Genomic DNA, 21,563 nt, shown 5'->3' on the forward strand with positions numbered 1-21,563 from the left:
ATGGCTCGTGGTGATCAACAGCGTGGAGACGGCGGCCCCAATCGTGGCCGTCGCGACCGCAACGCCCCGGAAGAGCGGGCCGACAGCGACATCGTCGAAAAGCTCGTCCACATCAACCGCGTCGCGGCCACCGTTAAGGGCGGCCGTCGCTTCAGCTTCGCTGCTCTTATGGTCGTTGGCGACCAAAAGGGTCGCGTCGGGTTCGGTCATGGCAAGGCGCGTGAAGTGCCGGAAGCCATCCGCAAGGCGACCGAGGAAGCCAAGAAGACCATGGTTCGCGTTCCCCTGCGGGAATCGCGCACCCTGCACCACGACGGCTACGGCCGTTGGGGCGCTGGCAAGATCATGATGCGCGCCGCCCCTCCCGGCACGGGCGTCATCGCCGGTGGTCCGATGCGCGCGGTTCTCGAGACCCTGGGCGTCCAGGACGTCGTGGCCAAGTCGACGGGTTCCAGCAACCCGTACAACATGGTTCGCGCCACGTTCGAGGCCCTGAAGGTTCAATCGTCGCCTCGCCAGATCGCCGCCAAGCGCGGCAAGAAGGTTGGCGACATTCTCGGCCGCCGCGCCGACGGAGCCTCGGCTCCGGACGCCATCGAGGGCTAAGACATGGCTGAAGCAAAAACCGTCAAGGTTCGCCAAACCGGCAGCCCGATCCGTCGCAACGCCGTTCAGCGCGCCACGCTGACCGGCTTGGGTCTCAACAAGCTGGGACGCGAGTCCGAGTTGGAAGACACCCCTTCGGTTCGCGGCATGATCCGCAAGGTCGCGCACCTGCTGGAAATCGTCGAGTAGTTCTGCTACGAGACGTCGAAATCGCCACCCCGGTGAAAGCCGGGGTGGTTTTCGTTTGAAGATTCTATCGTTTGAAAGCCGAGTCCGGCCGCTGGCCGGGCGCAGATCTCCAAGGAGAGGCACACATGACCAAGCTTAATGAACTGGCTCCGGCCCCAGGTTCGACCAAGGGCCGCATGCGCGTCGGCCGCGGCCCGGGTTCGGGCAAGGGCAAGACCGCCGGTCGCGGCGTCAAGGGCCAGAAGGCCCGCTCGGGCGTCGCCATCGCCGGCTTCGAAGGCGGCCAGATGCCGCTGCACATGCGTATGCCTAAGCGCGGCTTCAACAACCCTTTCCGCCTCGACTTCGCCGAAGTGAACCTGTGGCGCCTGGAACAGGCCGTGGAAGCTGGCAAGTTTAAGGCCGGCGCCGAGCTTGGCGTCGCTGAACTGGTCGCGGCCGGCGTGATCCGTCGCGAACTGGACGGCGTGAAGTTGCTGGGCAAGGGCGAGATCAAGACCGCCCTCAAGCTGACCGTCTATTCGGCGACCGAAGCGGCCATCAAGGCCGTCGAAGCCGCTGGCGGTTCGGTGACCGTGACCAAGAAGGTCAAGGTTCAAGCCGAGGCCTAGAACCGTATGGTCATCCTGGACGTCCTTTCCGGGCGCCTGGGATCGCGGGGAGGGCAGGGCGGACGCCTTGCATAATTTCCTCGGTTTCCCATCGGGATGACAGAATAACGAGGCTCGCCGTGACATCACGGCGAGCCTCACCTATGTACGGCTCCGTACTTGGGTTTGGCCCGGATCGAATGATTCATTCCGATCCGCTGTCCGGCTCTGAATTATGCTTGGAGCGCACATGACCGCGGAAGCGGCGCGCGCTCTCGACGTGGGGATATGAATGGCCTCGGCCGCCGAACAACTCGCAGCCAACATGAACTTCGGGTCCTTCCAGAAGGCCACCGAACTTCACAAGCGCATCTGGTTCACGCTCATCGCCTTGATCGTCTATCGGCTCGGCACCTATGTGCCGATCCCGGGGATCAATCCGGAAGCCTTCGCCGCGGCTTTCGCCGGCCAGTCGAAGGGCATCTTGGGGATGTTCAACATGTTCTCGGGCGGCGCGGTTCAGCGCATGGCCGTGTTCTCGCTGAATGTTATGCCCTACATCAGCGCCTCGATCATCGTGCAGCTGATGGGCTCGGTGTATCCGCCGTGGGAAAAGCTGAAAAAGGAAGGCGGCGAAGCCGGCCGCAAGACCCTCAACCAGTACACTCGCTACCTGGCGGTCGTGCTGGCCGTGGTGCAGTCGTTCTCGATCGCTATCGGCTTGCAGAGCCAGGCTGGCATGGTGGTGGGCGGCATCGCCCCGGCGTTCTTCGTCGTCTCCACCGTTGTCGCCCTGACCGGCGGCACTCTGTTCCTGATGTGGCTGGGCGAGCAGATCACCAGCCGCGGCGTCGGCAACGGCGTCTCGCTGATCATTTTCACTGGCATTGTCTCGGCCCTGCCGCGCGCCGTGATCCAGATGTTCACCCAGGTTCAGACCGGGTCGATGTCGGGCTTCGCCTTGCTCGCCGTCGCCATCCTGGCCGTGGCGGTGATCTTCTTCATCGTCTTCGTCGAACGCTCTCAGCGCCGGATCCTGATCCATTACCCCAAGCGTCAGCAGGGTAACCGGATGATCGGTGGCGACACCTCGTTTATCCCGCTGAAGCTGAACACCGCCGGGGTGATCCCGCCGATCTTCGCCTCCAGCCTGTTGCTGCTGCCGACCACGGCCATGGGCTTCCTGGCCACCGCCAACCTGCCGAGCTGGGCCCAGTGGCTGCCGACCGCGGTCGGCGCCCTGCAGCACGGCCAGCCGCTATTCATGGTGCTCTACGCCACCCTGATCATCTTCTTCTCGTTCTTCTACACCTCCGTGGTGTTCAACCCCGAGGAGACGGCCGAGAACCTGCGCAAGTACGGCGGCTTCATGCCGGGCATCCGTCCAGGCAAGCGCACGGCGGAATATCTGGACTACGTCCTGACCCGCCTGACCGTGATCGGCGCGGCCTACATCACCGCCGTCTGCGTGCTGCCGGAGCTGATGATGAACAGCATGGGCCCGACCAAGTTCACCCTGGGCGGCACCTCGATCCTGATCGTCGTGACCGTGACCATGGACACGGTCGCCCAGATTCAGTCGCATCTGCTGGCCCACCAGTACGAAGGTCTGATCAAGAAGTCGAAGTTGCGCGGCGGCAAGGGGCGCTAAGCCCCACCCCTAAAACGGGGCCGACGCGACGGAAGGCCAGAAGGCGGAAGCCGGTTTGTCACAAACCGGCTTCCGTTTTTGCTGAACCCACTCTAGGTCTGACGGACACGGGCGGCAGACTCGTGGACACGCGGGAAATGCATTGATGAACTTGATCCTGTTCGGGCCGCCTGCGGCGGGGAAGGGCACACAGGCCAAGCGCTTGGTCGAGGAGCGTGGCATGGTTCAGCTCTCAACCGGCGACATGCTGCGCGCCGCCATCGCCTCGGGCTCGGAGCTGGGCCTGGCGGTCAAGGACGTACTGGCCCGGGGCGCCCTGGTTCCCGACGACATCGTGATTGCCCTGATCGAGCAGCGCCTGCCAGAGGCGGAAGCCGCCGGTGGCGCCATCTTCGACGGTTTCCCCCGCACCGTGCCTCAGGCGCAGGCTCTGGACGCCATGCTGGCCAAGCGGGGCCAGAAGATCGACTCCGTTCTCCGACTCAAGGTAGACGAGCCGGCGCTCATCGCGCGGATCAGCAAGCGATTCGCCGAGCAGAGTCGCCCCGATGACAATCCGGAAGTGTTTGTGACGCGCCTGGCGGCCTACAACGCCCAGACTGCGCCGCTACTTCCCTACTATCGCGAGCAAGGAAAGCTCACGGAACTGGATGGCATGGCTTCCGTGGAAACGGTCGCCGGCTCCATCGACGCCGCGCTTTCGGTCGTGGCTTAAGACTTCGTTGGAATCCTTTCATTCGATCGGATTCCGCCATTGACGGATGCGCAACTATCCCTATAACGGGGCGCTTCCGCGAAAGGGCGCGATCTGTGCGCGCCGGACTGGGTCGTAAGACCGGGCCGGGCGCGCCGTTCGCGTCTTTAGTGCGTGACTAGGAGAACATTAGACGTGGCCCGTATTGCAGGCGTCAACATTCCGACGAACAAGCGCGTTTTGATCGCGCTTCAGTATATTCATGGCATTGGCCAGAAGTCCGCTCGTGACATCGTCACGAAGGTGGGCATCGATGACGCCCGCCGGGTCAACCAGCTGACCGACGCCGAAGTGCTTTCGATCCGTGAAACGATCGACAAGGACTTCACCGTCGAAGGCGACCTGCGCCGCGAAAATTCGATGAACATCAAGCGCTTGATGGACCTGGCCTGCTATCGCGGCCTGCGTCACCGTAAGGGCCTGCCGGTCCGCGGTCAGCGCACCCACACCAATGCCCGCACCCGCAAGGGCCCGGCCAAGCCGATCGCCGGCAAGAAGAAGTAAGGCAGCCTGAACGATGGCCAAGGAACCGGCACGCGTTAAAAAGCGCGAACGCAAGAACATCACCTCGGGCGTGGCGCACGTGAACGCCTCGTTCAACAACACCATGATCACCATCACCGACGCTCAGGGAAACACTATTTCCTGGTCGAGCGCCGGCGCGATGGGCTTCAAGGGCTCGCGCAAGTCGACCCCGTATGCCGCTCAAATGGCTGCGGAAGACGCTGGCAAGAAGGCCGCTGAACACGGTGTGAAGACCCTCGAGGTCAACGTGTCGGGTCCGGGTTCGGGCCGTGAGTCCGCCCTGCGCGCCCTTCAGGCCGCCGGCATGACCATTACGACGATCCGCGACGTGACGCCGATTCCGCACAACGGCTGCCGTCCGCCCAAGCGTCGACGCGTCTAGTATTTTTACTATCCTATTCTCCATCGCCGGCTGCGAGATTCGCGGCCGGCGAGCCGCGTTCAAGGGATCGACCACGTGATCGAAAGAAACTGGAACGAGCTGATCCGTCCTGAGAAGCCGCAAATCGAGACTGGCGCCGACGCGACCCGCAAGGCTCGTATCGTGGCTGAGCCGCTCGAACGCGGCTTTGGCGTGACGCTCGGCAACGCTCTCCGCCGTGTCCTGCTCTCCTCGCTGCAGGGCGCCGCCGTCACCGCCATTCAGATTGATGGTGTCGTGCACGAATTCTCCTCGCTCGAAGGCGTCCGCGAGGACGTCGTCGATATCGTTCTGAACATCAAGCAACTGGCCGTGCGCATGCACGCCGAGGGCCCGAAGCGCATGACGCTGCGCGCCACCGGCCCCGGCCCGGTGACCGCTGGTCAAATCGAAACGCCTTCGGACATCGAAATCCTGAACCCCGACCACGTCCTCTGCACTCTGGACGACGGCGCTTCGGTACGCATGGAGTTCACGGTCAACACCGGCAAGGGCTATGTCCCCGCCGAGAAGAACCGTCCGGAAGATGCGCCGATCGGCCTGATCGCCGTCGACGCCCTGTACTCGCCGGTCAAGCGCGTCGCCTACCGTGTCGAGCCCACCCGTCAAGGCCAGTCGCTCGACTATGACAAGCTGATCCTGGAAGTGGAAACCAACGGCGCCGTTACGCCGGTGGACGCGGTGGCCTACGCCGCCCGCATCCTGCAAGACCAGCTGCAGATCTTCATCACCTTCGAAGAGCCCAAGGCCAAGACCGCCGACGAGGCCAAGCCGGAACTGCCGTTTAACCCGGCGCTCCTGAAGAAGGTCGATGAGCTGGAACTGTCGGTTCGTTCGGCCAACTGCCTGAAGAACGACAACATCGTCTACATCGGCGACCTGATCCAGAAGACCGAAGCCGAGATGCTCCGCACCCCGAACTTCGGCCGCAAGTCCTTGAACGAAATCAAGGAAGTGCTGGCCGGCATGGGTCTGCACCTGGGCATGGACGTGCCAAACTGGCCGCCCGAAAACATCGAAGACCTGGCCAAGAAGTTCGAAGACCAGATCTAAGACCAAGTACGCGTATCGCGCCTAATCCGGGCCGCTCGTCATCCTTTCGGGATGGCGGGCGGCCTGGGCCTTTTGAAGCCGCAACAGCGGTGGAGGGTCCCGGCGCTTCGTTCTGACCCTGGCAGGGACACAGCTGGGATTGGTGACAATCAGCGCTCTTGATGCGCAACAGCGGGCCACGGCCCAGGAGACACTACAATGCGTCACGGTAAGGCTCACCGTAAGCTCGGTCGTACGTCCGCTCACCGCACCGCCATGTTCGCCAACATGTCGGCCTCGCTGATCAAGCACGAGCAGATCGTCACCACCCTGCCCAAGGCCAAGGAACTGCGTCCCTTCGTCGAAAAGCTGGTCACCCTGGCCAAGCGCGGCGACCTGCACGCCCGTCGTCAGGCCATCAGCATCGTTCGCGACGTCGAGCAGGTCCACAAGCTGTTCGCCGCCATCGGCCCGCGTTACCAGGAACGCCAGGGCGGCTATATCCGCGTCCTGAGGGCCGGCTTCCGCTACGGCGACAACGCGCCGCTGGCCGTCATCGAATTCGTCGACCGCGACGTCTCGGCCAAGGGCAAGGACTCCGGCCCGGTGTTCTCCAACGACTCCGACGACTAAATTCCAGCGCGAGCCGGACGGAAAAGGCCCCGGAGCGATCCAGGGCCTTTTTCGTATCCTCCCCGCTTCAACGCGACGTTTGGCCCTGCACGCTTAGCGTCGTCGTTGAGATTTTATTCACTTGGCTGGAGCAACCTTCGCCGGGGTGATCTGGGGAAGGTAGGGGATGAAAATCTCCGGTGCATGCGAGCTTTTGGCTGCGCATTGGCTTTCGGCGTAGGCCTGGCGGGCGGCGTCGCCCTGTTCGCGATCGAGGGCCTGCGGGTCGGCGGGCCCTTGTTCAAGCAGATCGTCAACAACAAGGACATCGTCGCCGACATCTTGCCGCCGCCGCTCTATGTTGTCGAGGCCGACCTAGAGCATTTCCGGACCTGACTGCGTCAGGCCGTGAGCTCTAATCTTCTGTTTTGACGCATTTTTCTTCACGCGAACCGGAACCGCTTCGCTCGAAAAATGCTCTAGTGGCGACCAAGCTGGTGGCCCATTCCGAGACCGTGCAGGCAGCCACCGACAAGCTGGCGAACTGCGCAAGGATTACGGCAGCCGCCGCGATTACTGGACGAAAGCGTCGATCGACGCGGACATGCGCGACATGCTGGTCAACCAGTCCGCCGCCCCCGCCGCCGACTTCTGGCGCGTGATCGACCAGGAGATCCTGCCGGCCGTGCGGTCCGGCGACCTGGACTGCGCCCGCCAGGGCCTGGCCCGCGCCGACGCCGCCTACGAGGCCCATCGGGCCGTGATCGCCAAGGTCGTGGTGATGGCCAATCGAGACGCTCAGGCCGTCGAGCGGCCGCCGCTCACCAGACCCGTCTGGCTTTCATGCTGCTGGGCGGGGCCGGCGTGTTGGTGCTGGCCGGGGTCGGCGGCGGCGTCGCACTTATGAGCCGCCGCATTGTCCAACCCATCGAGGCCATGACCGGCTTCGTGGTCCGGCTGGCGGCCGGGGACTATGAAAGCGCCGTGCCGTTCGCGGGACGGGGCGACGAGATCGGCGGTATGGCCACCTCGGTGGCGGTGTTCCGCGAGGCGATCGTCGAACGCCAGGCCGCCGAAGCGCGAATCGCCGCCGAACAGGCGCAAACCCAGTCCACCAAGGCCCAGCGCGACGCCGAACGTCAGGCCGAGGAAGCAGGCCGCCTTCAGGTCGTCGAAGCCTTGGGCGCTGCCGTGGCCCGGCTCTCGGCCGGCGACCTGACGGCGCGGCTGCAGACCGCGTTCCCGCAAGCCTATGAAGGTCTACGCGGCGATTTCAACCGGGCGATGGCGACTCTGGAGGGGGCGTTGGGCGAGGTGATCGGTGTGGCCAGCGTGCAGCGGTCTGGAGTGGGCGAAATTAGCGACGCCATCGAGAACCTGTCGGCGCGCACAGAGCGGCAGGCCGCCAGCCTGGCCGAGACGGCCTCGGCCCTGGGCGAGGTCAGCGCCAGCGTCAAGCGCACCGCCGAGGGGGCCAACGAGGCCAATGCGGCGGTGATCGACAGCCGGTCCGTGGCCCACCGCTCCAGCCAGGTCGTCGGCCGGGCCGCCGAGGCCCTGGTTCAGATCGAAACCTAGTCGGCCAAGGTTTCGGAGATTCTGGGCGTCATGGACGAGATCGCTTTCGAGACCAGCCTGCTGGCCCTGAACGCTGGCGTGGAAGCCGCGCGGGGCGCGCCGGCTGTCGCGCGGCTGGACCCGCGAGGATCAGCGGGCTGTCGATGCCCTGCTTCTCCAGCGCCGCTACTTCCTGACCGAGCGCGATCCGGTCGGCCGTGCGCTGATCCTCGACAGAAAGCGTTACGGACGCTTTCGGCGTTGCGCAGGCCGAGAGCCATAGGCCACACCCAGCGACAACCAGGGCCTGCTGCCACCGCGCGATAACCGAGATGCGTCCAAGCCCCATCGCTATTCCTTCGTCAGATCCTGCCGCTTGAACAGCATCACGGCGGCGCCAGCCAAGATCACCAGCCAGACCAGCAGCAGCAACAGTCCCAAACCCGCCGGACCAGCCTCGGGCCGCATGCCTGCCGGAGCGGCGACAAAGGTCTTCAGGGTGCGAGCGGCGTAGGCTGGGATCGCCAGGGCCTTCCAAGTGGTTTCCTGAGCCATGGTCGCCAGGGTGGACTGGACCACCACCACCACCAGGCCCGCCACGACCGCGCCCATGGTCGAACGCGTCACCACGCCGATCATGGCCGCCAAGGCGCCGACCAGGATCATTTGCAGCCACGTGATCAGGAACACGCCCGCAAACTGGCCCAGGACGTTTGAGCCTGCCGGCGGGCCGACCAGCGGCGCGGCGTTGACCGCGCTGCTGAACACTCCAGCAAGAACGGCCACGACTGCGGTGAGCAGCAAGCTCCAGGCGGCGGCTTCGGCGAAGACGATCAACTTGGCGGTCAGCAGGTTGAGGCGGCCGTTGCGCGGGGTCACCAGGCGCCAGGTCTCCCAGCGATAGTCGCCGGCGACGATGGCCGCCGCGCCGATCAGCAGGAATAGGGCGGTGACGGGCCCCGCCGCGCCCGCCACCGCGCCCAGGGTCCGGTTGGCCAGGTCGGTGGTCGCGCCAGGGATGGTGCGGTGGAAAGCGGCGCGCACGAAGATGTCGGTGGCCAGGCTAAACAACAGCGAAGCGAGGGGCACGAACAGGAAGCCCCAGAACACGCCGGTTCGGTCGCGGATCAGCCGGAAACGCTCGGCGGCGATGGCGTCAGCGAGCATCGGCGGCGTTCCCGGTCTTGAGGTCAGAGTCTTCCAGCGCGCCCAGATAGGCGCTCTCCAGATCGGCCTCGCGCCAGCGGGCCTCGGTGATCTCGACGCCGGCCTCGACCAGGGCGCGGATCAGGGCGGGGGTCTCGGCGCGGGGCAGGTCGGCCAACACGGCGTCGGGACCGTCGGGCACGCCACGATCGCCGAGCACGGCCAAGGCCTTGTCGATCGGCGTCACCGATAGACGCAGCCGCGCGCGGCCGCCCGTTAGGCTCTCGACCGAGCCCTCCGAGGCCAGCCTACCCTTGGACAGGATCGCCACCCGGTCACAGACCCGGCGCACCTCGTCCAACTGGTGGCTGGCCAGTATAATGGTCACGCCCTCCCTGTCGGCCAGATCGCGGATCAGGGCCCGGATCTCCTGGATGCCGGCAGGGTCCATGCCGCTGGTCGGCTCGTCCAGGATCACGAGTTCAGGGCGGGTGAAGAAGGCCGCCGCCAGGCCCAGCCGCTGCTTCATGCCCACCGAGAAGCCGCCGGTCTTGCGGTCGGCCGCGCCGCCTAGGCCCACCCGCTCAAGCCAATATTCGATGTCGGCGCCCGCCGCGCCGCTTTCCAGCGCCAGCATCTTGAGGGTGTCGCGGGCGGTCAGATAGGGCGGATAGCGCGGGGTCTCGATCATCGCGCCGACCCGGCGCAGCGAGGCCGTGCCGCCGGCGCTGGCGCCGAACAGCTTCGCCGAGCCACTGGTGGGTCGCACCAGGCCCAAGGCGATGCGAAACAAGGTGCTCTTGCCCGCGCCGTTGGGACCCAGCACGCCGAACACGCCCCCGGCCGGGATGCTCAGCGACAGCCCGTCCAGGGCGCGCACCGCGCCATAGGTCTTGGTCAGGCCCTCGGCCTCCAGGGCGAAACTCATGGACAGCCGATTTCGGCGTTGGTCATGGCGGCGACTCCCTGCGACACGCGGGGACTATGGCCGGGCGGAGCGGGCCCGCCAAGTTAAGTCGCCGTCATGCGTAGCGCCGTCACATGACTGAGCTATAGACCAAGGAGCTTGAGTTGGAGGCGCTTGATGTTCGCTGCTCATCGTTGGTTCGCCCTGGTTCTGGCCCTGACGCTGGGCGCATGCGCGACGTCCGCGCCGTCGCCACCCAAGTCAGCCCTGACCATCCTGGTGTCACTCGACGGCTTTCGGCCCGACTATCTGGACCGGGGCGAGACCCCGACCCTGAGCGCCCTGGCCGCCGACGGCGTGCGCGGCGCGATGCGGCCGTCGTTTCCCAGCCTGACCTATCCGAACCACTACACGCTGATCACCGGCAAGCGCCCGGACCACAATGGCGTGGTCGACAACACCATGGAGGACGCCGAAATTCCCGGCGTCGCCTTCAAGATGTCGAACCACCAGGCGGTCAGTGACGGGCGTTGGTGGAGCCAGGCAACGCCGCTCTGGGTGACCGCCGAACGCCAGGGCGTTCACGCTGGCACGCTGTTCTGGCCTGGCTCGGAGTCGGAGATCGAGGGCGTTCGGCCCAGCCGCTGGCAGGTGTTCGACGAGAAGCTCGCCTCGAACGACAGGGTCGACACCCTGCTGTCCTGGATCGATTCCGACGCACCCGAGCTGGGCTTCACCACCCTCTATTTCGATGTCGTCGATACCCAGGGCCACCATTACGGCCCGGTCTCGCCGGAGGTGAACACCGCGATCGTCGAGGTGGACACGGCCGTGGCGCGCCTGGTGGCGGGCCTGAAGGTGAGGGGACTCTACGACACCACCAATATCGTCGTCGTCGCCGACCACGGCATGGCGCCCCAACCGCTGAGCAAGTTGATTGATCTGGCGACGATCGTTGATCCCCCCAAGGTGCGCCTGGTCGGCACGGGATCGGTCGTCGGCGTTCGGCCGCTGGTCGGGCACGAGGCCGAGGTGCGCGCGGCGCTGCTCAAGCCCATCCCCCACCTGACCTGCTGGGAGAAGGCCAAGATCCCGGCCCGTTTTGGTTACGGCGCCAATCCCCGTGTTCAACCGATCGTCTGCCTGGCCGAAAAGGGCTGGTACTTCACCACCGCGACCTCGATCAAGAAACGCTGGGATGAGCATCCGCGCGACGGCGGAGCGCATGGTTACGATCCTGCCGACTCCGACATGCGCGCGGTGTTCGTCGCCCACGGCCCAGCCTTCCGGCCCGGCGTGGTCCTGCCGGTGTTCGACAATGTCGCTGTCTATCCGTTGCTGACGCGCTTGATCGGCGTTCGGGGCGAGAAGGGCGATGGGCGGATCTGGCCGATCGGGCCGGCGCTGCGCTAGAGCATTTTTCGAGCGAAGTGGTTCCGGTTCGCGTGAAGAAAAATGCGTCAAAACAAAATATTAGAGCTCACGGCCTGACGCAGTCAGGTCGGGAAATGCTCTAGGCGCGCCAGCCGACCTGTCGATAAACCCCCTTACTCATATAGTTGCGATATCTGTTAAATATTGCGGATATTCGCAATGGAGCCTCGTCCGACCCGCAACGGTTTCACCTCGGCCCTGTGCTATCGAGATCCCAATTCCGCGCTCAAATTCCTGGAGGCGGCGTTCGGCTTCGACCTGGCGACGCTGATTGAGGACGCCGAGGGCGACCTCGCCTATTCGGAGATGAAATTCGGCGACAGCCCGTGATGATTGGGACCGAGTGGACCGAGAAGCATCGCAGTCCGGCCTCGATCGACGGCCGCAACACCCAGACCGTCCACATCCACTTGGAGGGCGCCATTCTTGGCGTCCGCTACGCTGCAGGTGCTCATGGGATCTCCGTATGGCTATCAAGATAGCCATATTTTTCTGACGGCAAGATGGCGCTAGCGACCGCTAATTTTCGAGCGGTCTTGCCTCTCACCGCACCGACGTCCAAGGCCGGCTTAGCAGCACCGCGCAGTTGATCAGGCCGACCAGGCTGTAGGTTTGCGGATAGTTGCCCCACAGCTCGCCGTCCGCGAAGCCGATGTCCTCCGACAGCAGGCCGGCGGTGGTGCGGCGCGCCAGCATCTCCTCGAACAGCGCCCGCGCCTCCTCGATGCGACCGGCCAGGTAGAGGGCCTCGACCAGCCAGAAGGTGCAGATGTTGAACGCAGTCTGCGGGGCGCCGAAGTCGTCGGGGATGGCGTAGCGCAGCAGGTAGGAGCCCTTGCGCAGGCCCGCCTCGACGGCCTCGACGGTGGCGACATTGCGCGGGTCATTGGCCTCGAGAAAGCGCAGATCGACCAACTGCAGCAGGCTGGCGTCCAGTTCGTCGCCCTCGAAGGTGGCGGCGAAGCGACCGAGTTCCTCATTCCAGGCGCGTTTGTCGATGGTGGCGCGGACCTGGGCGGCGCGGGCATTCCAGAAGTCGGCCCGGTCGGCCAGGCCGAGCTTGGCGGCGGCGTTGCCCAGCCTGTCGCAGGCCGCCCAGCACATCACCGCCGAATAGGTGTGGACATTGGCCCGGCCGCGGAACTCCCACAGGCTGGCGTCCGGCTGGTCGTGAAGCTGGAAAGCCCGTTCGCCCACCGGCTCCAGGTTCTTGAAGTCCTCGACCGTTCCGGGTCGCAAAAGGCGCTCGTCGAAGAAGGCCTGGGTGGAGGACAGGATGATCTGGCCATAGACGTCGTGCTGCTGGTGCTCGAAGGCCTGGTTGCCGATGCGCACCGGCCCCATGCCGCGATAGCCGGGCAGGTCGGGGGCGAAGCGCTCGGTCAGTTGCGGCTCGAAGCCCACGCCGAACAGCGGCTGGATATGGCCGCCGTCGGCGCGGTCGACGATGTTGCGCAGATAGCCCAGATAGTTCTCCAGAATGTCGACCGCGCCCAGGCGGTTCAGGGCCTGAACCACGTAATAGGCGTCGCGCATCCAGCAGTAGCGGTAGTCCCAATTGCGACCACTGTTGGCATGTTCGGGGATCGAGGTGGTCATGGCCGCGACGATCGCGCCGGTCTCCTCGTGGGTGCAGAGCTTCAAGGTGATGGCCGCGCGGATCACCGCGCTCTGGTAGTCGAGCGGCACGGCGAGGCCACGCACCCATTCCAGCCAATATTCTTCGGTCTGTTGCAGCATGCGGGTGCAGGTGGCCCCGATATCGGCGTTGAACCCCTCGTCAGCGCCCAGGAACATGGCGATCGGCTGTTCCAGACGGAAGGTGCGCTCTTCCAGAATGTGCGACACCGGCGCGTCGGTGGTCAGACGCAGGGTCATGTCCGAGCCGAGGTAGCGAATGTGGTTGGAGCCGTTCGTATGCTCGGCGAGCTTGGCGCCCCACTCGGCGGTCGGGCGGGCCCGCAAAGTAATGCGGCAGACGCCACTGATTGGCCGGACCAGACGGATGAACGCGGTAGGGCGGAAGATTCGACCGAATTGGCGATAACGGGGTGCGAAGTCGAGGATCTCCAGGCTGGCGCCGTCGGCGTCGGTGATCACCGTGCGCAGGATCGGGGTGTTGCGCAGATAGGCCTGGTCGATGGTTTGCTTGCCCTCGACCGCGACCTCCCACGTCCCCTGCGCCGCGGGATCTTCAGGCTCCAGACCGCCCAGCAGGCTACTGAACACCGGATCGGAATCGACGCGCGGCATGCAGGTCCAGACGAAGCGGCCGCCGCGGTCGATCAGGGCGTTGACCGCGCAGTTGCCGATCGGGAAAAGGTCAAGGGTTTGGGGCATGGGGGCCTCGTTATGCTGGTTTCTTGTTTCCGTTTTCCCGACGAAAATGGTCGGGACCCAGACTCGTCAGGAGTCTCTCGCGGGCTTTCCTGCACCCGGCTTTTTCCGGAGGATACTGACTTCGGGTCATCGCCGGATGAGCAGTGGTACGGTCGAACCTTTGCCGACATGGGCCGCGACGCGCGGTCCGTTGTGTTCGAAACTGATATCGGTCAGGGCGTCGCCGACGCCAAGGCCGCCGATGGTCAGGTGATCGATGCCGATGGGCAGGCGCGGATCGGTGAGGTGCACCTCATTCTTCCAGCCGTCTACGGTGATCCCCAGGCACGCCTGCAGCATCATGAAGGCCGAGCCAGCCGCCCAAGCCTGGGGCAGGCAGGCCACCGGATAGGCCACGGGCGGCTCGCCCGGCTGGCGTGGGAAACCGCAGAACAGCTCGGGCAGCCGCATTTCATAGTGGGCTGCTGTTTCGAACAGGCCCGAGGTCATCTGCACCACCCCGTCGCGATGGCCGTAGCGCGCCAGCCCCATGGCGCAAATCGCGGTATCGTGCGGCCAGACCGAACCGTTGTGGTAGCTCATCGGGTTAAATCGCGGTTCGCCTTGGGCCAGGGTCCGCACGCCGAAACCGTTGTGGAAGGCCGCCGACAGCAAAGTGTCGGCCACCTTCTTGGCGCGGTCGGGCGAGGGCAGGCCGCAGAACAGCAGGTGGCCGGGGTTGGAGCCCTTGACCCGGCAGGGCTTGCCGTGACCGTCGATGGCCATGGCGTAGAAGCCCTTGTCCTCCATCCAGAACTTGTCCTCGACCTGTTGGCGCAGATGCTCGGCCTTGGCTCGCCAACGTTCGGCGTTCTGCGGATCGCCGCGCCGCTCGGCCAGGTCCGCCATGCCCTTGAAAGCGGCGAAGGCGTAGCCCTGGACCTCGACGACGGCGATCGGGCCGTCGGGAAATTTGCCGTCCTCGTGGAAGACGCTGTCCTCGCTGTCCTTCCAGTTCTGGTTGGACAAACCGGAGTCCAGGCCCCTGGCGTAGTCGATCAGGCCGTCGCCGTCGCTGTCGCCGAAGTGCTCGATCCAGGCGATGGCCGCCGTCAGTGGCGTCCACAAATTCTCGATGAAGGTCAGGTCGCCCGTACGTTCGGCATAGGCGCAGGCCAGGGCCACGAACAGCGGCGTGGTGTCGACCCCGCCGTAATAGCGGCCGAACGGCAACTCGCCGAGCGCGGTCATCTCGCCCTTGCGGGTCTCGTGCATTATCTTGCCCGGTGCGCTGTCGCGGAAGGCGCTGACCTCCAAGGCCTGGTGTTCGGCCAGATAGCCCAACACGCCCTTGGCCAGGCCCGGCTCGATCCACAGCACCTGCCAGGCGGTGATGATTGCGTCGCGGCCGAACGGCGTCGAGAACCAGGGAATGCCGGCATAGGGATAGGGGCCGGTCGCGAACTCGGTGGTCAACAGGGCCAGATCCGCCCGAGACTTTTCCAGCCAGTCGTTGAAGAGCCGGCCCGAGCTGTGCAGCCGCGCCCCCCGCCGCCGGCGCTTGCGCATATCGACCCGGGCCCGAGCGGCGGCGTCGCGCCAACGCTCGCGGGTCGGCGGGTGGTCCGGCTTCACCCCGACCTCGATATGGAGGTCGAAATGGGTTTCCGGCGTCAGCATGAACATGAAGTCGGCGCGTTGCGGACCCAGGCGGCCCGGCGGATCGGAAAATGAAACCACGCTGGTGCGACGCACCCCGTCCAGCCCATCATAAGCGTAGGTGACGCTGCGCCCGTCCATCTCCGCTGGCAAAACGCGGCCACGGCCCGCGGGGCGCTTGGACCCGCGCACTTCGAACATGTCGTGGAAGTCGGCGTCGTACTCGAGGCCGACGGGCAGGATCACCATGTCGCGGCTGTAGTTGACGAAGCGCAGGCGCTCATAGAGCCGTTGGTCCCACAGGAACCGCTTGCGCTCGACATGGATGGCGCCATGCGGCGCCGCCGCGCCGCCCAAGGCGGGCAGGGGCTCGTTGGTCGAGTGCGAGGTGAAGAACACATTGTCCTGCGAAACGGACGCGCTCAGCAGGGCCGGCGAACGGTTGCCCAGCAGCAGGCGCAGCTTGGACAGCAGGCGCGTGTCGTCATGAAAGAGTCCGTCGGCCGCGCCCATAACGTCGCCGAAGGCGTCGGCCACCAAGAAGGTGTCCTTGTCCTTTAAGGCGAAAAGGTTGGAGGGCGACCGGGGTTCGCCCGTCTCGCCCTGTTCAACCGAGCCCGTGGGGGCGTCCGGCGTCATATCATCCATGAACTTGGCCTCTTGCGCTGAGGTCCCTCGAAAGCCCGCCGCGCCGCGATGATGCGGCGGGCGGGTTGGCGAGTCCTAAAACCTGATCGTGTCGCGGACGGGGCGTTCCCGGAGCCGCGATGCTCAGGCGCTTTGAGCCAGCGTCAGGCGCTTCGGCGCGGTCGCTTTTTCGAGATGATCGTAGATGTCCAGATAGCGGTTCGCCATCGCGATGGCCGAGAACCGCTCTTCAAAGCGCTGGCGAACGCCGAAACGATCGATTTCACCCACGCGTCGCACGGCTTCAACGGCACCGTCCTCATCTGTGACGATGAAACCGGTCCGGCCATTCTCGATCACCTCTGGAACCGAGCCGCAGTCGTAGGCGATGACTGGGGTGCCGCAGGCCATGGCCTCGATCATCACCAGGCCGAAGGGTTCGGGCCAGGCGATGGGGAACAGCAAAGCGTCAGCCTTGCCGAGGAATTCCGATTTTTGATGATCGCCGATCTCTCCCACGAACTCGATCAGCGGATCATCGAGCAGGTGCTCGATTTCGGCGTGGAAATAGGCGCGATCGGCCGCGTCGATCTTGGCGGCGATCTTCAGTTTCTTGCCGAGGCGCTTGGCGATGGCGATGGCGCGGTCGGGACCCTTCTCGGGCGAAATGCGCCCGAGGAACGCCAGGTAGCCGTCAGGCTTAGCGTTGAAGTCGTAGACCTCGGCGGCCATGCCGTGCAGCACCGTCCCGGCCCAATTCGCAAAGGGCAGCGGGCGGCGCTGGTCGTCGGAGATGGAGATCAGCGGATATTGGGTCCAGCGGCGATAGACGCCAGGCAGATCCTTCAGATCCAGGCGGCCGTGCAGGGTGGTCAGGGTCTTGGCCGCCATCTCCTCGAACATCGGGAACTGCACCATGTCGGTGTGGAAGTGGATGACGTCGAAGCGGTGCGCCTGGCGCTTGACCTCCGCCAGCATGGACATGTGGGCGGCCAGATCTGACTTCAGCGGCGCGGGGTCGAGGCGGATGGCCTGATCGCGCACGGCCACCAATTCTGCCTTGGTCTTGGCGTCGCTGGAGGCGAACAGGGTGACCTCGTGGCCCAGATCGACCAGGGCGTCGGTCAGATGCGCCACGACGCGTTCCGTGCCGCCATAGAAGCGCGGCGGAACAGCTTCGTACAGGGGGGGCACCTGGGCGATCTTCATGGGTTGAAGTCCTGAAACTCGAAGGGCGCGTTCGCGCGCCCCGACGCCGGAAGAAACCGCCAGTGTGGCCGTTAGGTTCCGCAACGAAAATAAAGAACCTTAAGCGGTTTGAACCGTTCGCCTTCCGCGCTACTTGCGTTGACGCGCGAGCGACGTGACGGCCATTTGAGTGTACGCGGACTGGCCGCGTACGAGCGTGCGGCGAGACCTTTTGACGGTGATCAAGACCTGGACCAAACGTGACGCACTGCTTGGCGGCGCGCTTTCCTTCATGACGCTTGGCGCGGTCGGCGCCCAGGTTCAGAACGCGCCGCTCGTTCTAGGGCCGCCACAGCCGTTGAGCTTCGCGCCTGTTCCGACCAGCGTGGTCTTACGGCCCGATCAAGCCGATATGCTGGTGCGGACCCTGGCCCAGGCGCCAAGCCATGGTTTCGAACCCACCGCCTTCTCGCCGGACTCCATCGTGCCGATGCTGGGCGCGCGGGATACCGGCACGCGCCAGGTCGGCCAGACCCAGTTGATCGCTCTGACCCTGCGCTATGCCCGCGCCGTGCACTCCGGCCGGTTGGCGCCCGAGGCGTTCCTGAATAACTGGGGCCTGCGTCCCTTGCCGTACGATCCCGGTGCGGACTTCGTCCTGGCCGCCGCGCAGGATCGCCTGGGTCCGTGGCTCGATGGCCTGCCGCCGCCCTACACTGGCTATCAGACCCTGCGTAAAGGCCTGGTGACCTATCGCGAGATCGCCATGCGAGGCGGTTGGGGGATGGTTCCCGGGGGCGCGCCGCTGAAGCTGGGGGCGACCAACGATCCGCGCATCGCCGCGCTGGAGGCCCGGCTGGCCGTTGAAGACTCGACCATAGCCGTCGACTCGGCCCCGGTGTTCGACGAGGCTTTGCAACAGGCGCTGATGCGCGCCCAGAAGCGCTTTGGCCTCAACCCCGATGGCGGCCTCGGCCCTGCAACGCTGGCGGCGCTGAACCTACCCGTTGAGCGCCGGATCGATCAGATCCTGGCCAATATGGAACGCTGGCGCTGGCTGCCGCAGCAACTGCCGGCCGACCGGATCCAGGTCAATATCGCAGCTGCGGTGATGAGCGTCTTCCATGACGACGCCCCGACCCTGACCATGCGCGCGGTGACCGGCCGTCCAGGCGACGAGACGCCAATGCTGTCCTCGACCGTCACCTCCATCGTGCTGAACCCGCCCTGGAACGTGCCGTCCTCGATCGCCACTAAGGAGCTATGGCCCAAGCAGCGGGCCAACCCGAGCTATTTCGCCAACAACGACTTCATTGTCATTCCCACCGGCGACGGCGGCTCGCGCCTGCAGCAGAAGGCCGGCCCCAAGGCGGCTTTGGGCCTGGTAAAATTCGACTTCGCCAACCCTTACGGCGTCTACCTGCACGACACCCCCAGCCGCGCGCGGTTCTCAAGCTTCAGCCGTTTGGCCAGCCACGGGTGCGTGCGTCTGGAGAAGCCGATCCCTCTGGCCAAACAGCTGCTGGGCAGTGATCCGGCCTGGAGTCCTGAGGTGGTCGACGCGACTATCGCGGCCGGCAAGACCGTCCGCGCGCCCCTAGCTCAACCAATCGCCGTATTTCTGCTCTACTGGACGGCCTATGTGACGCCAGACGGGCAAGTAAACTTCCGCGATGATCCCTATGGCTGGGATAGGGTGCTGGTGCAGCGTATTGCCGCATCCGGAACCGGCTCAGCTTGACCCCAGGGCGCGCTTAGGGCCTCTTCCCCGTCACGAGCCTTTTCAGTTCCGAAAGGACTCGTGCGTTCTAATGTCTGCTTGAGGATCGCCAAGTGCGGGGATCCAGCCTTCCGGCAATCTCGCAGGGTCAGTCCGGGGAAGCGTACCATGATCGATCGACGAAAGCTTTTGGGGCTTGGTTTCGGTGTGCTCGGCGCGAGCGCGGTCGGGCCAATGGCGGCGTTCGCCCAAGCCAAACTTTCTGCCGCTGATTTGATCGGCGACTTGCTGATGCGCCAGTCGCAAATGTCCGAGGGCTTGCCGCCCGAGGGTCTGGCTGACGTCGCGCCGGCTCCGGCCGCGTCCTATGGTCCTCCTTCAAATGCGCAACGCTGGCTGAAGTTGCGCAACATTCACACTGAGGAAAAACTCGAGGCGGTCTATTTCGAAAAGGGCGAGTACGTGCCCGACGCCGTCGAGGCCCTGGACAAGGTGCTGCGCGACTATCGCACCGGCGACGTCCACCCGATGAACCCCCGCCTGTTCGACACCCTGGCCGATGTCGCCCAGAAGACCAATACCAAGGCCCACTACCAGGTCATCTCGGGTTACCGGTCCCCCAAGACCAACGCCATGTTGCATGAACGCAGCGGTGAGGTCGCCAAACGCAGCCTGCACATGGACGGCAAGGCGATTGATATCTATCTGGAGGACGTCGCTTTGGATCGCGTTCGGGCCGCGGCCTTGGATCTCGGACGGGGCGGTGTGGGTTATTACCCCGACAGTAAATTCGTCCACCTCGACGTCGGACCTGTCCGGCGTTGGGTCGGCTCCTAGGCGGGGCCGCAGATCAGAGGAAAGACCCGGATGGCCAAGACCGAACGCAAGAGCAACCCGTTCGGATGGATTCTTCTGGGAGCCTTGGTCGGGGCCGTGGCCACGGCCGGCGTACTGCTGATGGCCAGTTCCATGAATATGGATGGCGGCTATGAAGATGGGCCGACCGAAATCCGCACGGAGGCCGGCGATGCTGCTGCAGCGGCCGCTCGCCCCCTGCCGGTGACCACCGCTCCGCACGCTGAGCCGCCGCCGGTGGCGACCGTTCCGGCCCAGGCGACCGCCGGTCTTCCCGCCGCCCCGGTCGACGCCCAGATGGCTGATGACGCCGCCGCCGCAGGTATGACGTCGCGGGCGCCTTCCGAGCAGCCTACGAACTAATTCGCGCTGGTCATGCGCAATGAAAAACGGCCCCGGATCGCTCCGGGGCCGTTTCCGTGTTCTTGAACGAAAGCCTTACGACCTCGGCGCGGCCATCGGCGTCAGCTTGCCGGCGGCGGCTTTCTGGGCTTCGTGCTGGGCCGGGGGTAGGGGGATCAGACCGCGGCCCTGCAGGTAGCCGCCCCGGCCACTGGCGGAGTCGGAGACCAATTCAGCGATGAATTCCTTCAGGCCTGGGGTCACGCCCACCTGGTCCTTCTTGACGTAGACGTAGAGCGAGCGCGCCAGCGGGTACTGGCCGCTGGCGATCGTCTGTGCCGAGGGCTTCACGCCGTTGACGCTGGCGGCCTTGATGCGGTTGGCGTTTTCTTCGAGGAAGCTGTAGCCGAAGACGCCTAGCGCGCCCGGGGTCTTCTCGATGGTGCCGACAATGGCGTTGTCGTTCTCGCCGGCATCCACCCAGGGGCCGTCGGTGCGCAGCGGGTCGACCTTGGCCTTGAAGGCCTTTTCGTCGGCGTCATGCAGTTTCTTGGCGGTCGGGAACGCCTTGGCGCCGTTTTCGATGGCTAGTTCCACGAAGGCGTCGCGGGTGCCCGAGGTGGGCGGCGGGCCGTAGACCAAGATGCGGTTGGCCGGCAGGCCCGCGCCGATGTCTTTCCAGGACTTGTAGGGATTGGCCACGAATTGGCCGCCGCGCAGGGCGTTTTGGGCCAGGCCCAGATACAGGTGCTCGACCTTGAAATTGTAGTCGGGGGCTTGCTTGTCCATGGCCACGACGATGCCGTCGAAACCGATCTTGAGCTCGACGATGTTGTTGACGCCGGCGGCCTTGCAGGCGGCGAATTCGGACTTCTTCATCGGGCGCGAGGCGTTGGCGATGTCGGGGAACTTTTCGCCCATGCCGCCGCAGAACATCTTGATGCCGCCGCCGGTGCCCAGGCTTTCGACCTTGGGCGCTTTTTTGCCGGTCTTCTTGGCGAAGTTCTCGGCGGTGCGGGTGGAGAACGGGAACACGGTCGATGAGCCGGCGGCCCAGACATAGTCGCGAGCGGCGTGGGCGCTTGTCGCCCCAGTGAGCAAGGCGAGCGCCGCAGTGGCGCCGAGCAGGGTTTTCATGGGCGAGATCCTGTTGCTTGGGGTCTGAAGAACTTGGCGGCGAACCACACACCCCGTCTTAACCAGAACGCGGCCGTGACGATCAAGTGCCGTCTATTTTTGTCAAAGTTTCGCGACGGTGTGGCGCCACGCATCATTGTCGGCCGAACGTTCCGTGTGCGGCGACATCGCCCTCTTGCTAAAGCGGGTAAGTCAGCGATCGCTTTTGGCGGCCCCTTGTGCGCGGAGGATCAAGTATCTTGACCTTCGCCGTGCGCAACACCCCATCGACTGGGCAAGAACCGAGCGACAA

The 21,563-nt window shown here is 65.1% G+C and carries 23 protein-coding genes and 1 pseudogene; 18 read left to right on the plus strand and 6 right to left on the minus strand.

What is annotated here, in order from left to right:
* The 13 genes and pseudogenes from rpsE to ACP696_RS00180 form a co-directional block, all read left to right on the plus strand.
* Positions 1-606: a 30S ribosomal protein S5 gene (rpsE, locus tag ACP696_RS00120; protein WP_426011810.1), complete on the plus strand. Its 606-nt coding sequence runs from the start codon at positions 1-3 to the stop codon at positions 604-606.
* 3 nt (positions 607-609) lie between these two features.
* A complete protein-coding gene (gene rpmD / locus ACP696_RS00125; RefSeq protein ID WP_426011809.1) occupies positions 610-795 on the plus strand; it encodes a 50S ribosomal protein L30 in 186 nt (61 codons plus the stop codon).
* A gap of 125 nt (positions 796-920) precedes the next feature.
* A complete protein-coding gene (rplO, locus tag ACP696_RS00130; protein ID WP_426011808.1) occupies positions 921-1,406 on the plus strand; it encodes a 50S ribosomal protein L15 in 486 nt (161 codons plus the stop codon).
* Positions 1,407-1,677: 271 nt separating this feature from the next.
* Positions 1,678-3,036: a preprotein translocase subunit SecY gene (gene secY, locus ACP696_RS00135; protein ID WP_426011807.1), complete on the plus strand. Its 1,359-nt coding sequence runs from the start codon at positions 1,678-1,680 to the stop codon at positions 3,034-3,036.
* 145 nt (positions 3,037-3,181) lie between these two features.
* Positions 3,182-3,751 carry an adenylate kinase gene (locus ACP696_RS00140; RefSeq protein ID WP_426011806.1) on the plus strand — a complete coding sequence of 190 codons (570 nt, stop codon included), beginning with the start codon at positions 3,182-3,184 and terminating at the stop codon, positions 3,749-3,751.
* A gap of 174 nt (positions 3,752-3,925) precedes the next feature.
* Entirely contained in the window at positions 3,926-4,294 is a 369-nt protein-coding gene (rpsM, locus tag ACP696_RS00145; protein ID WP_422179256.1) for a 30S ribosomal protein S13, read from the plus strand.
* Between the two features lie 13 nt (positions 4,295-4,307).
* Positions 4,308-4,697, plus strand: a complete 390-nt coding sequence (gene rpsK, locus ACP696_RS00150; RefSeq protein WP_007662706.1) for a 30S ribosomal protein S11 — start codon at positions 4,308-4,310, stop codon at positions 4,695-4,697.
* 75 nt (positions 4,698-4,772) lie between these two features.
* Positions 4,773-5,789, plus strand: a complete 1,017-nt coding sequence (locus ACP696_RS00155; RefSeq protein ID WP_426011805.1) for a DNA-directed RNA polymerase subunit alpha — start codon at positions 4,773-4,775, stop codon at positions 5,787-5,789.
* A 198-nt stretch (positions 5,790-5,987) separates the two neighbouring features.
* The gene (gene rplQ / locus ACP696_RS00160) at positions 5,988-6,401 is read left to right on the plus strand and encodes a 50S ribosomal protein L17 (RefSeq protein WP_426011804.1); all 414 of its coding nucleotides are present in this window, start codon (positions 5,988-5,990) and stop codon (positions 6,399-6,401) included.
* Positions 6,402-6,605: 204 nt separating this feature from the next.
* Positions 6,606-6,776: a hypothetical protein gene (locus ACP696_RS00165; RefSeq protein ID WP_426043349.1), complete on the plus strand. Its 171-nt coding sequence runs from the start codon at positions 6,606-6,608 to the stop codon at positions 6,774-6,776.
* Between the two features lie 208 nt (positions 6,777-6,984).
* Complete coding sequence (locus ACP696_RS00170) at positions 6,985-7,287, plus strand: hypothetical protein (protein WP_426043350.1); 303 nt, start codon at positions 6,985-6,987, stop codon at positions 7,285-7,287.
* Positions 7,224-7,958, plus strand: a complete 735-nt coding sequence (locus tag ACP696_RS00175) for a HAMP domain-containing protein (protein ID WP_426011801.1) — start codon at positions 7,224-7,226, stop codon at positions 7,956-7,958. Before ACP696_RS00170 ends, ACP696_RS00175 begins: the two co-directional genes overlap by 64 nt.
* Positions 7,959-7,970: 12 nt before the next feature.
* Positions 7,971-8,264, plus strand: a pseudogene (locus ACP696_RS00180) (hypothetical protein); the annotation flags it as partial.
* Positions 8,265-8,288: 24 nt separating this feature from the next.
* Here ACP696_RS00180 and ACP696_RS00185 read toward each other — a convergent pair.
* On the minus strand, positions 8,289-9,104 hold the full coding sequence (locus tag ACP696_RS00185; protein ID WP_426030118.1) for an ABC transporter permease: 816 nt from the start codon (positions 9,102-9,104) through the stop codon (positions 8,289-8,291).
* On the minus strand, positions 9,094-10,011 hold the full coding sequence (locus ACP696_RS00190; RefSeq protein ID WP_426043351.1) for an ABC transporter ATP-binding protein: 918 nt from the start codon (positions 10,009-10,011) through the stop codon (positions 9,094-9,096). The genes ACP696_RS00185 and ACP696_RS00190 overlap by 11 nt, the downstream gene beginning before the upstream one ends.
* A gap of 156 nt (positions 10,012-10,167) precedes the next feature.
* Between ACP696_RS00190 and ACP696_RS00195 the strand changes: the two genes are divergently transcribed.
* Both ACP696_RS00195 and ACP696_RS00200 read left to right on the plus strand, forming a co-directional pair.
* Positions 10,168-11,403 (plus strand): ectonucleotide pyrophosphatase/phosphodiesterase, encoded by a 1,236-nt coding sequence (locus ACP696_RS00195; RefSeq protein WP_426043352.1) that lies wholly within the window; start codon positions 10,168-10,170, stop codon positions 11,401-11,403.
* A 180-nt stretch (positions 11,404-11,583) separates the two neighbouring features.
* Positions 11,584-11,754 carry a hypothetical protein gene (locus tag ACP696_RS00200; protein ID WP_426043353.1) on the plus strand — a complete coding sequence of 57 codons (171 nt, stop codon included), beginning with the start codon at positions 11,584-11,586 and terminating at the stop codon, positions 11,752-11,754.
* 213 nt (positions 11,755-11,967) lie between these two features.
* On the opposite strand, the gene ACP696_RS00205 is transcribed toward ACP696_RS00200, so the two are convergent.
* The 3 genes from ACP696_RS00205 to ACP696_RS00215 form a co-directional block, all read right to left on the minus strand.
* Positions 11,968-13,764 (minus strand): glycoside hydrolase family 15 protein, encoded by a 1,797-nt coding sequence (locus ACP696_RS00205; protein WP_426011796.1) that lies wholly within the window; start codon positions 13,762-13,764, stop codon positions 11,968-11,970.
* Positions 13,765-13,890: 126 nt separating this feature from the next.
* Entirely contained in the window at positions 13,891-16,050 is a 2,160-nt protein-coding gene (locus tag ACP696_RS00210) for a glycogen debranching N-terminal domain-containing protein (protein WP_426011795.1), read from the minus strand.
* 123 nt (positions 16,051-16,173) lie between these two features.
* Entirely contained in the window at positions 16,174-17,238 is a 1,065-nt protein-coding gene (locus ACP696_RS00215) for a glycosyltransferase family 4 protein (protein WP_426011794.1), read from the minus strand.
* A 271-nt stretch (positions 17,239-17,509) separates the two neighbouring features.
* On the opposite strand from ACP696_RS00215, the gene ACP696_RS00220 reads away from it, so the two are divergent.
* The 3 genes from ACP696_RS00220 (at position 17,510) to ACP696_RS00230 (ending at position 20,155) form a co-directional block, all read left to right on the plus strand.
* Positions 17,510-18,958: a L,D-transpeptidase family protein gene (locus ACP696_RS00220; RefSeq protein ID WP_426043420.1), complete on the plus strand. Its 1,449-nt coding sequence runs from the start codon at positions 17,510-17,512 to the stop codon at positions 18,956-18,958.
* Positions 18,959-19,105: 147 nt separating this feature from the next.
* Positions 19,106-19,774, plus strand: a complete 669-nt coding sequence (locus ACP696_RS00225) for a DUF882 domain-containing protein (protein WP_426011792.1) — start codon at positions 19,106-19,108, stop codon at positions 19,772-19,774.
* Between the two features lie 30 nt (positions 19,775-19,804).
* A complete protein-coding gene (locus tag ACP696_RS00230) occupies positions 19,805-20,155 on the plus strand; it encodes a hypothetical protein (protein WP_426011791.1) in 351 nt (116 codons plus the stop codon).
* Positions 20,156-20,230: 75 nt separating this feature from the next.
* On the opposite strand, the gene ACP696_RS00235 is transcribed toward ACP696_RS00230, so the two are convergent.
* Positions 20,231-21,271 carry a substrate-binding domain-containing protein gene (locus ACP696_RS00235; RefSeq protein ID WP_426011790.1) on the minus strand — a complete coding sequence of 347 codons (1,041 nt, stop codon included), beginning with the start codon at positions 21,269-21,271 and terminating at the stop codon, positions 20,231-20,233.
* Positions 21,272-21,563: the final 292 nt, after the last annotated feature.

It is taken from the genome of Caulobacter sp. DWR3-1-2 (genome assembly GCF_049896225.1).
In the GTDB taxonomy this organism is placed as follows: domain Bacteria; phylum Pseudomonadota; class Alphaproteobacteria; order Caulobacterales; family Caulobacteraceae; genus Caulobacter.

Excerpts from the sequence above, each read along its gene's own strand:
- rpsE (WP_426011810.1), top strand. The coding sequence starts at position 1 with ATGGCTCGTGGTGATCAACAGCGTGGAGACGGCGGCCCCAATCGTGGC.
- rpmD (WP_426011809.1), top strand. The coding sequence starts at position 610 with ATGGCTGAAGCAAAAACCGTCAAGGTTCGCCAAACCGGCAGCCCGATC.
- rplO (WP_426011808.1), top strand. The coding sequence starts at position 921 with ATGACCAAGCTTAATGAACTGGCTCCGGCCCCAGGTTCGACCAAGGGC.
- secY (WP_426011807.1), top strand. The coding sequence starts at position 1,678 with ATGGCCTCGGCCGCCGAACAACTCGCAGCCAACATGAACTTCGGGTCC.
- ACP696_RS00140 (WP_426011806.1), top strand. The coding sequence starts at position 3,182 with ATGAACTTGATCCTGTTCGGGCCGCCTGCGGCGGGGAAGGGCACACAG.
- rpsK (WP_007662706.1), top strand. The coding sequence starts at position 4,308 with ATGGCCAAGGAACCGGCACGCGTTAAAAAGCGCGAACGCAAGAACATC.
- rplQ (WP_426011804.1), top strand. The coding sequence starts at position 5,988 with ATGCGTCACGGTAAGGCTCACCGTAAGCTCGGTCGTACGTCCGCTCAC.
- ACP696_RS00170 (WP_426043350.1), top strand. The coding sequence starts at position 6,985 with ATGCGCGACATGCTGGTCAACCAGTCCGCCGCCCCCGCCGCCGACTTC.
- ACP696_RS00175 (WP_426011801.1), top strand. The coding sequence starts at position 7,224 with ATGCTGCTGGGCGGGGCCGGCGTGTTGGTGCTGGCCGGGGTCGGCGGC.
- ACP696_RS00185 (WP_426030118.1), bottom strand. The coding sequence starts at position 9,104 with ATGCTCGCTGACGCCATCGCCGCCGAGCGTTTCCGGCTGATCCGCGAC.
- ACP696_RS00190 (WP_426043351.1), bottom strand. The coding sequence starts at position 10,011 with ATGAGTTTCGCCCTGGAGGCCGAGGGCCTGACCAAGACCTATGGCGCG.
- ACP696_RS00195 (WP_426043352.1), top strand. The coding sequence starts at position 10,168 with ATGTTCGCTGCTCATCGTTGGTTCGCCCTGGTTCTGGCCCTGACGCTG.
- ACP696_RS00200 (WP_426043353.1), top strand. The coding sequence starts at position 11,584 with ATGGAGCCTCGTCCGACCCGCAACGGTTTCACCTCGGCCCTGTGCTAT.
- ACP696_RS00205 (WP_426011796.1), bottom strand. The coding sequence starts at position 13,764 with ATGCCCCAAACCCTTGACCTTTTCCCGATCGGCAACTGCGCGGTCAAC.
- ACP696_RS00210 (WP_426011795.1), bottom strand. The coding sequence starts at position 16,050 with ATGGATGATATGACGCCGGACGCCCCCACGGGCTCGGTTGAACAGGGC.
- ACP696_RS00215 (WP_426011794.1), bottom strand. The coding sequence starts at position 17,238 with ATGAAGATCGCCCAGGTGCCCCCCCTGTACGAAGCTGTTCCGCCGCGC.
- ACP696_RS00220 (WP_426043420.1), top strand. The coding sequence starts at position 17,510 with ATGACGCTTGGCGCGGTCGGCGCCCAGGTTCAGAACGCGCCGCTCGTT.
- ACP696_RS00225 (WP_426011792.1), top strand. The coding sequence starts at position 19,106 with ATGATCGATCGACGAAAGCTTTTGGGGCTTGGTTTCGGTGTGCTCGGC.
- ACP696_RS00230 (WP_426011791.1), top strand. The coding sequence starts at position 19,805 with ATGGCCAAGACCGAACGCAAGAGCAACCCGTTCGGATGGATTCTTCTG.
- ACP696_RS00235 (WP_426011790.1), bottom strand. The coding sequence starts at position 21,271 with ATGAAAACCCTGCTCGGCGCCACTGCGGCGCTCGCCTTGCTCACTGGG.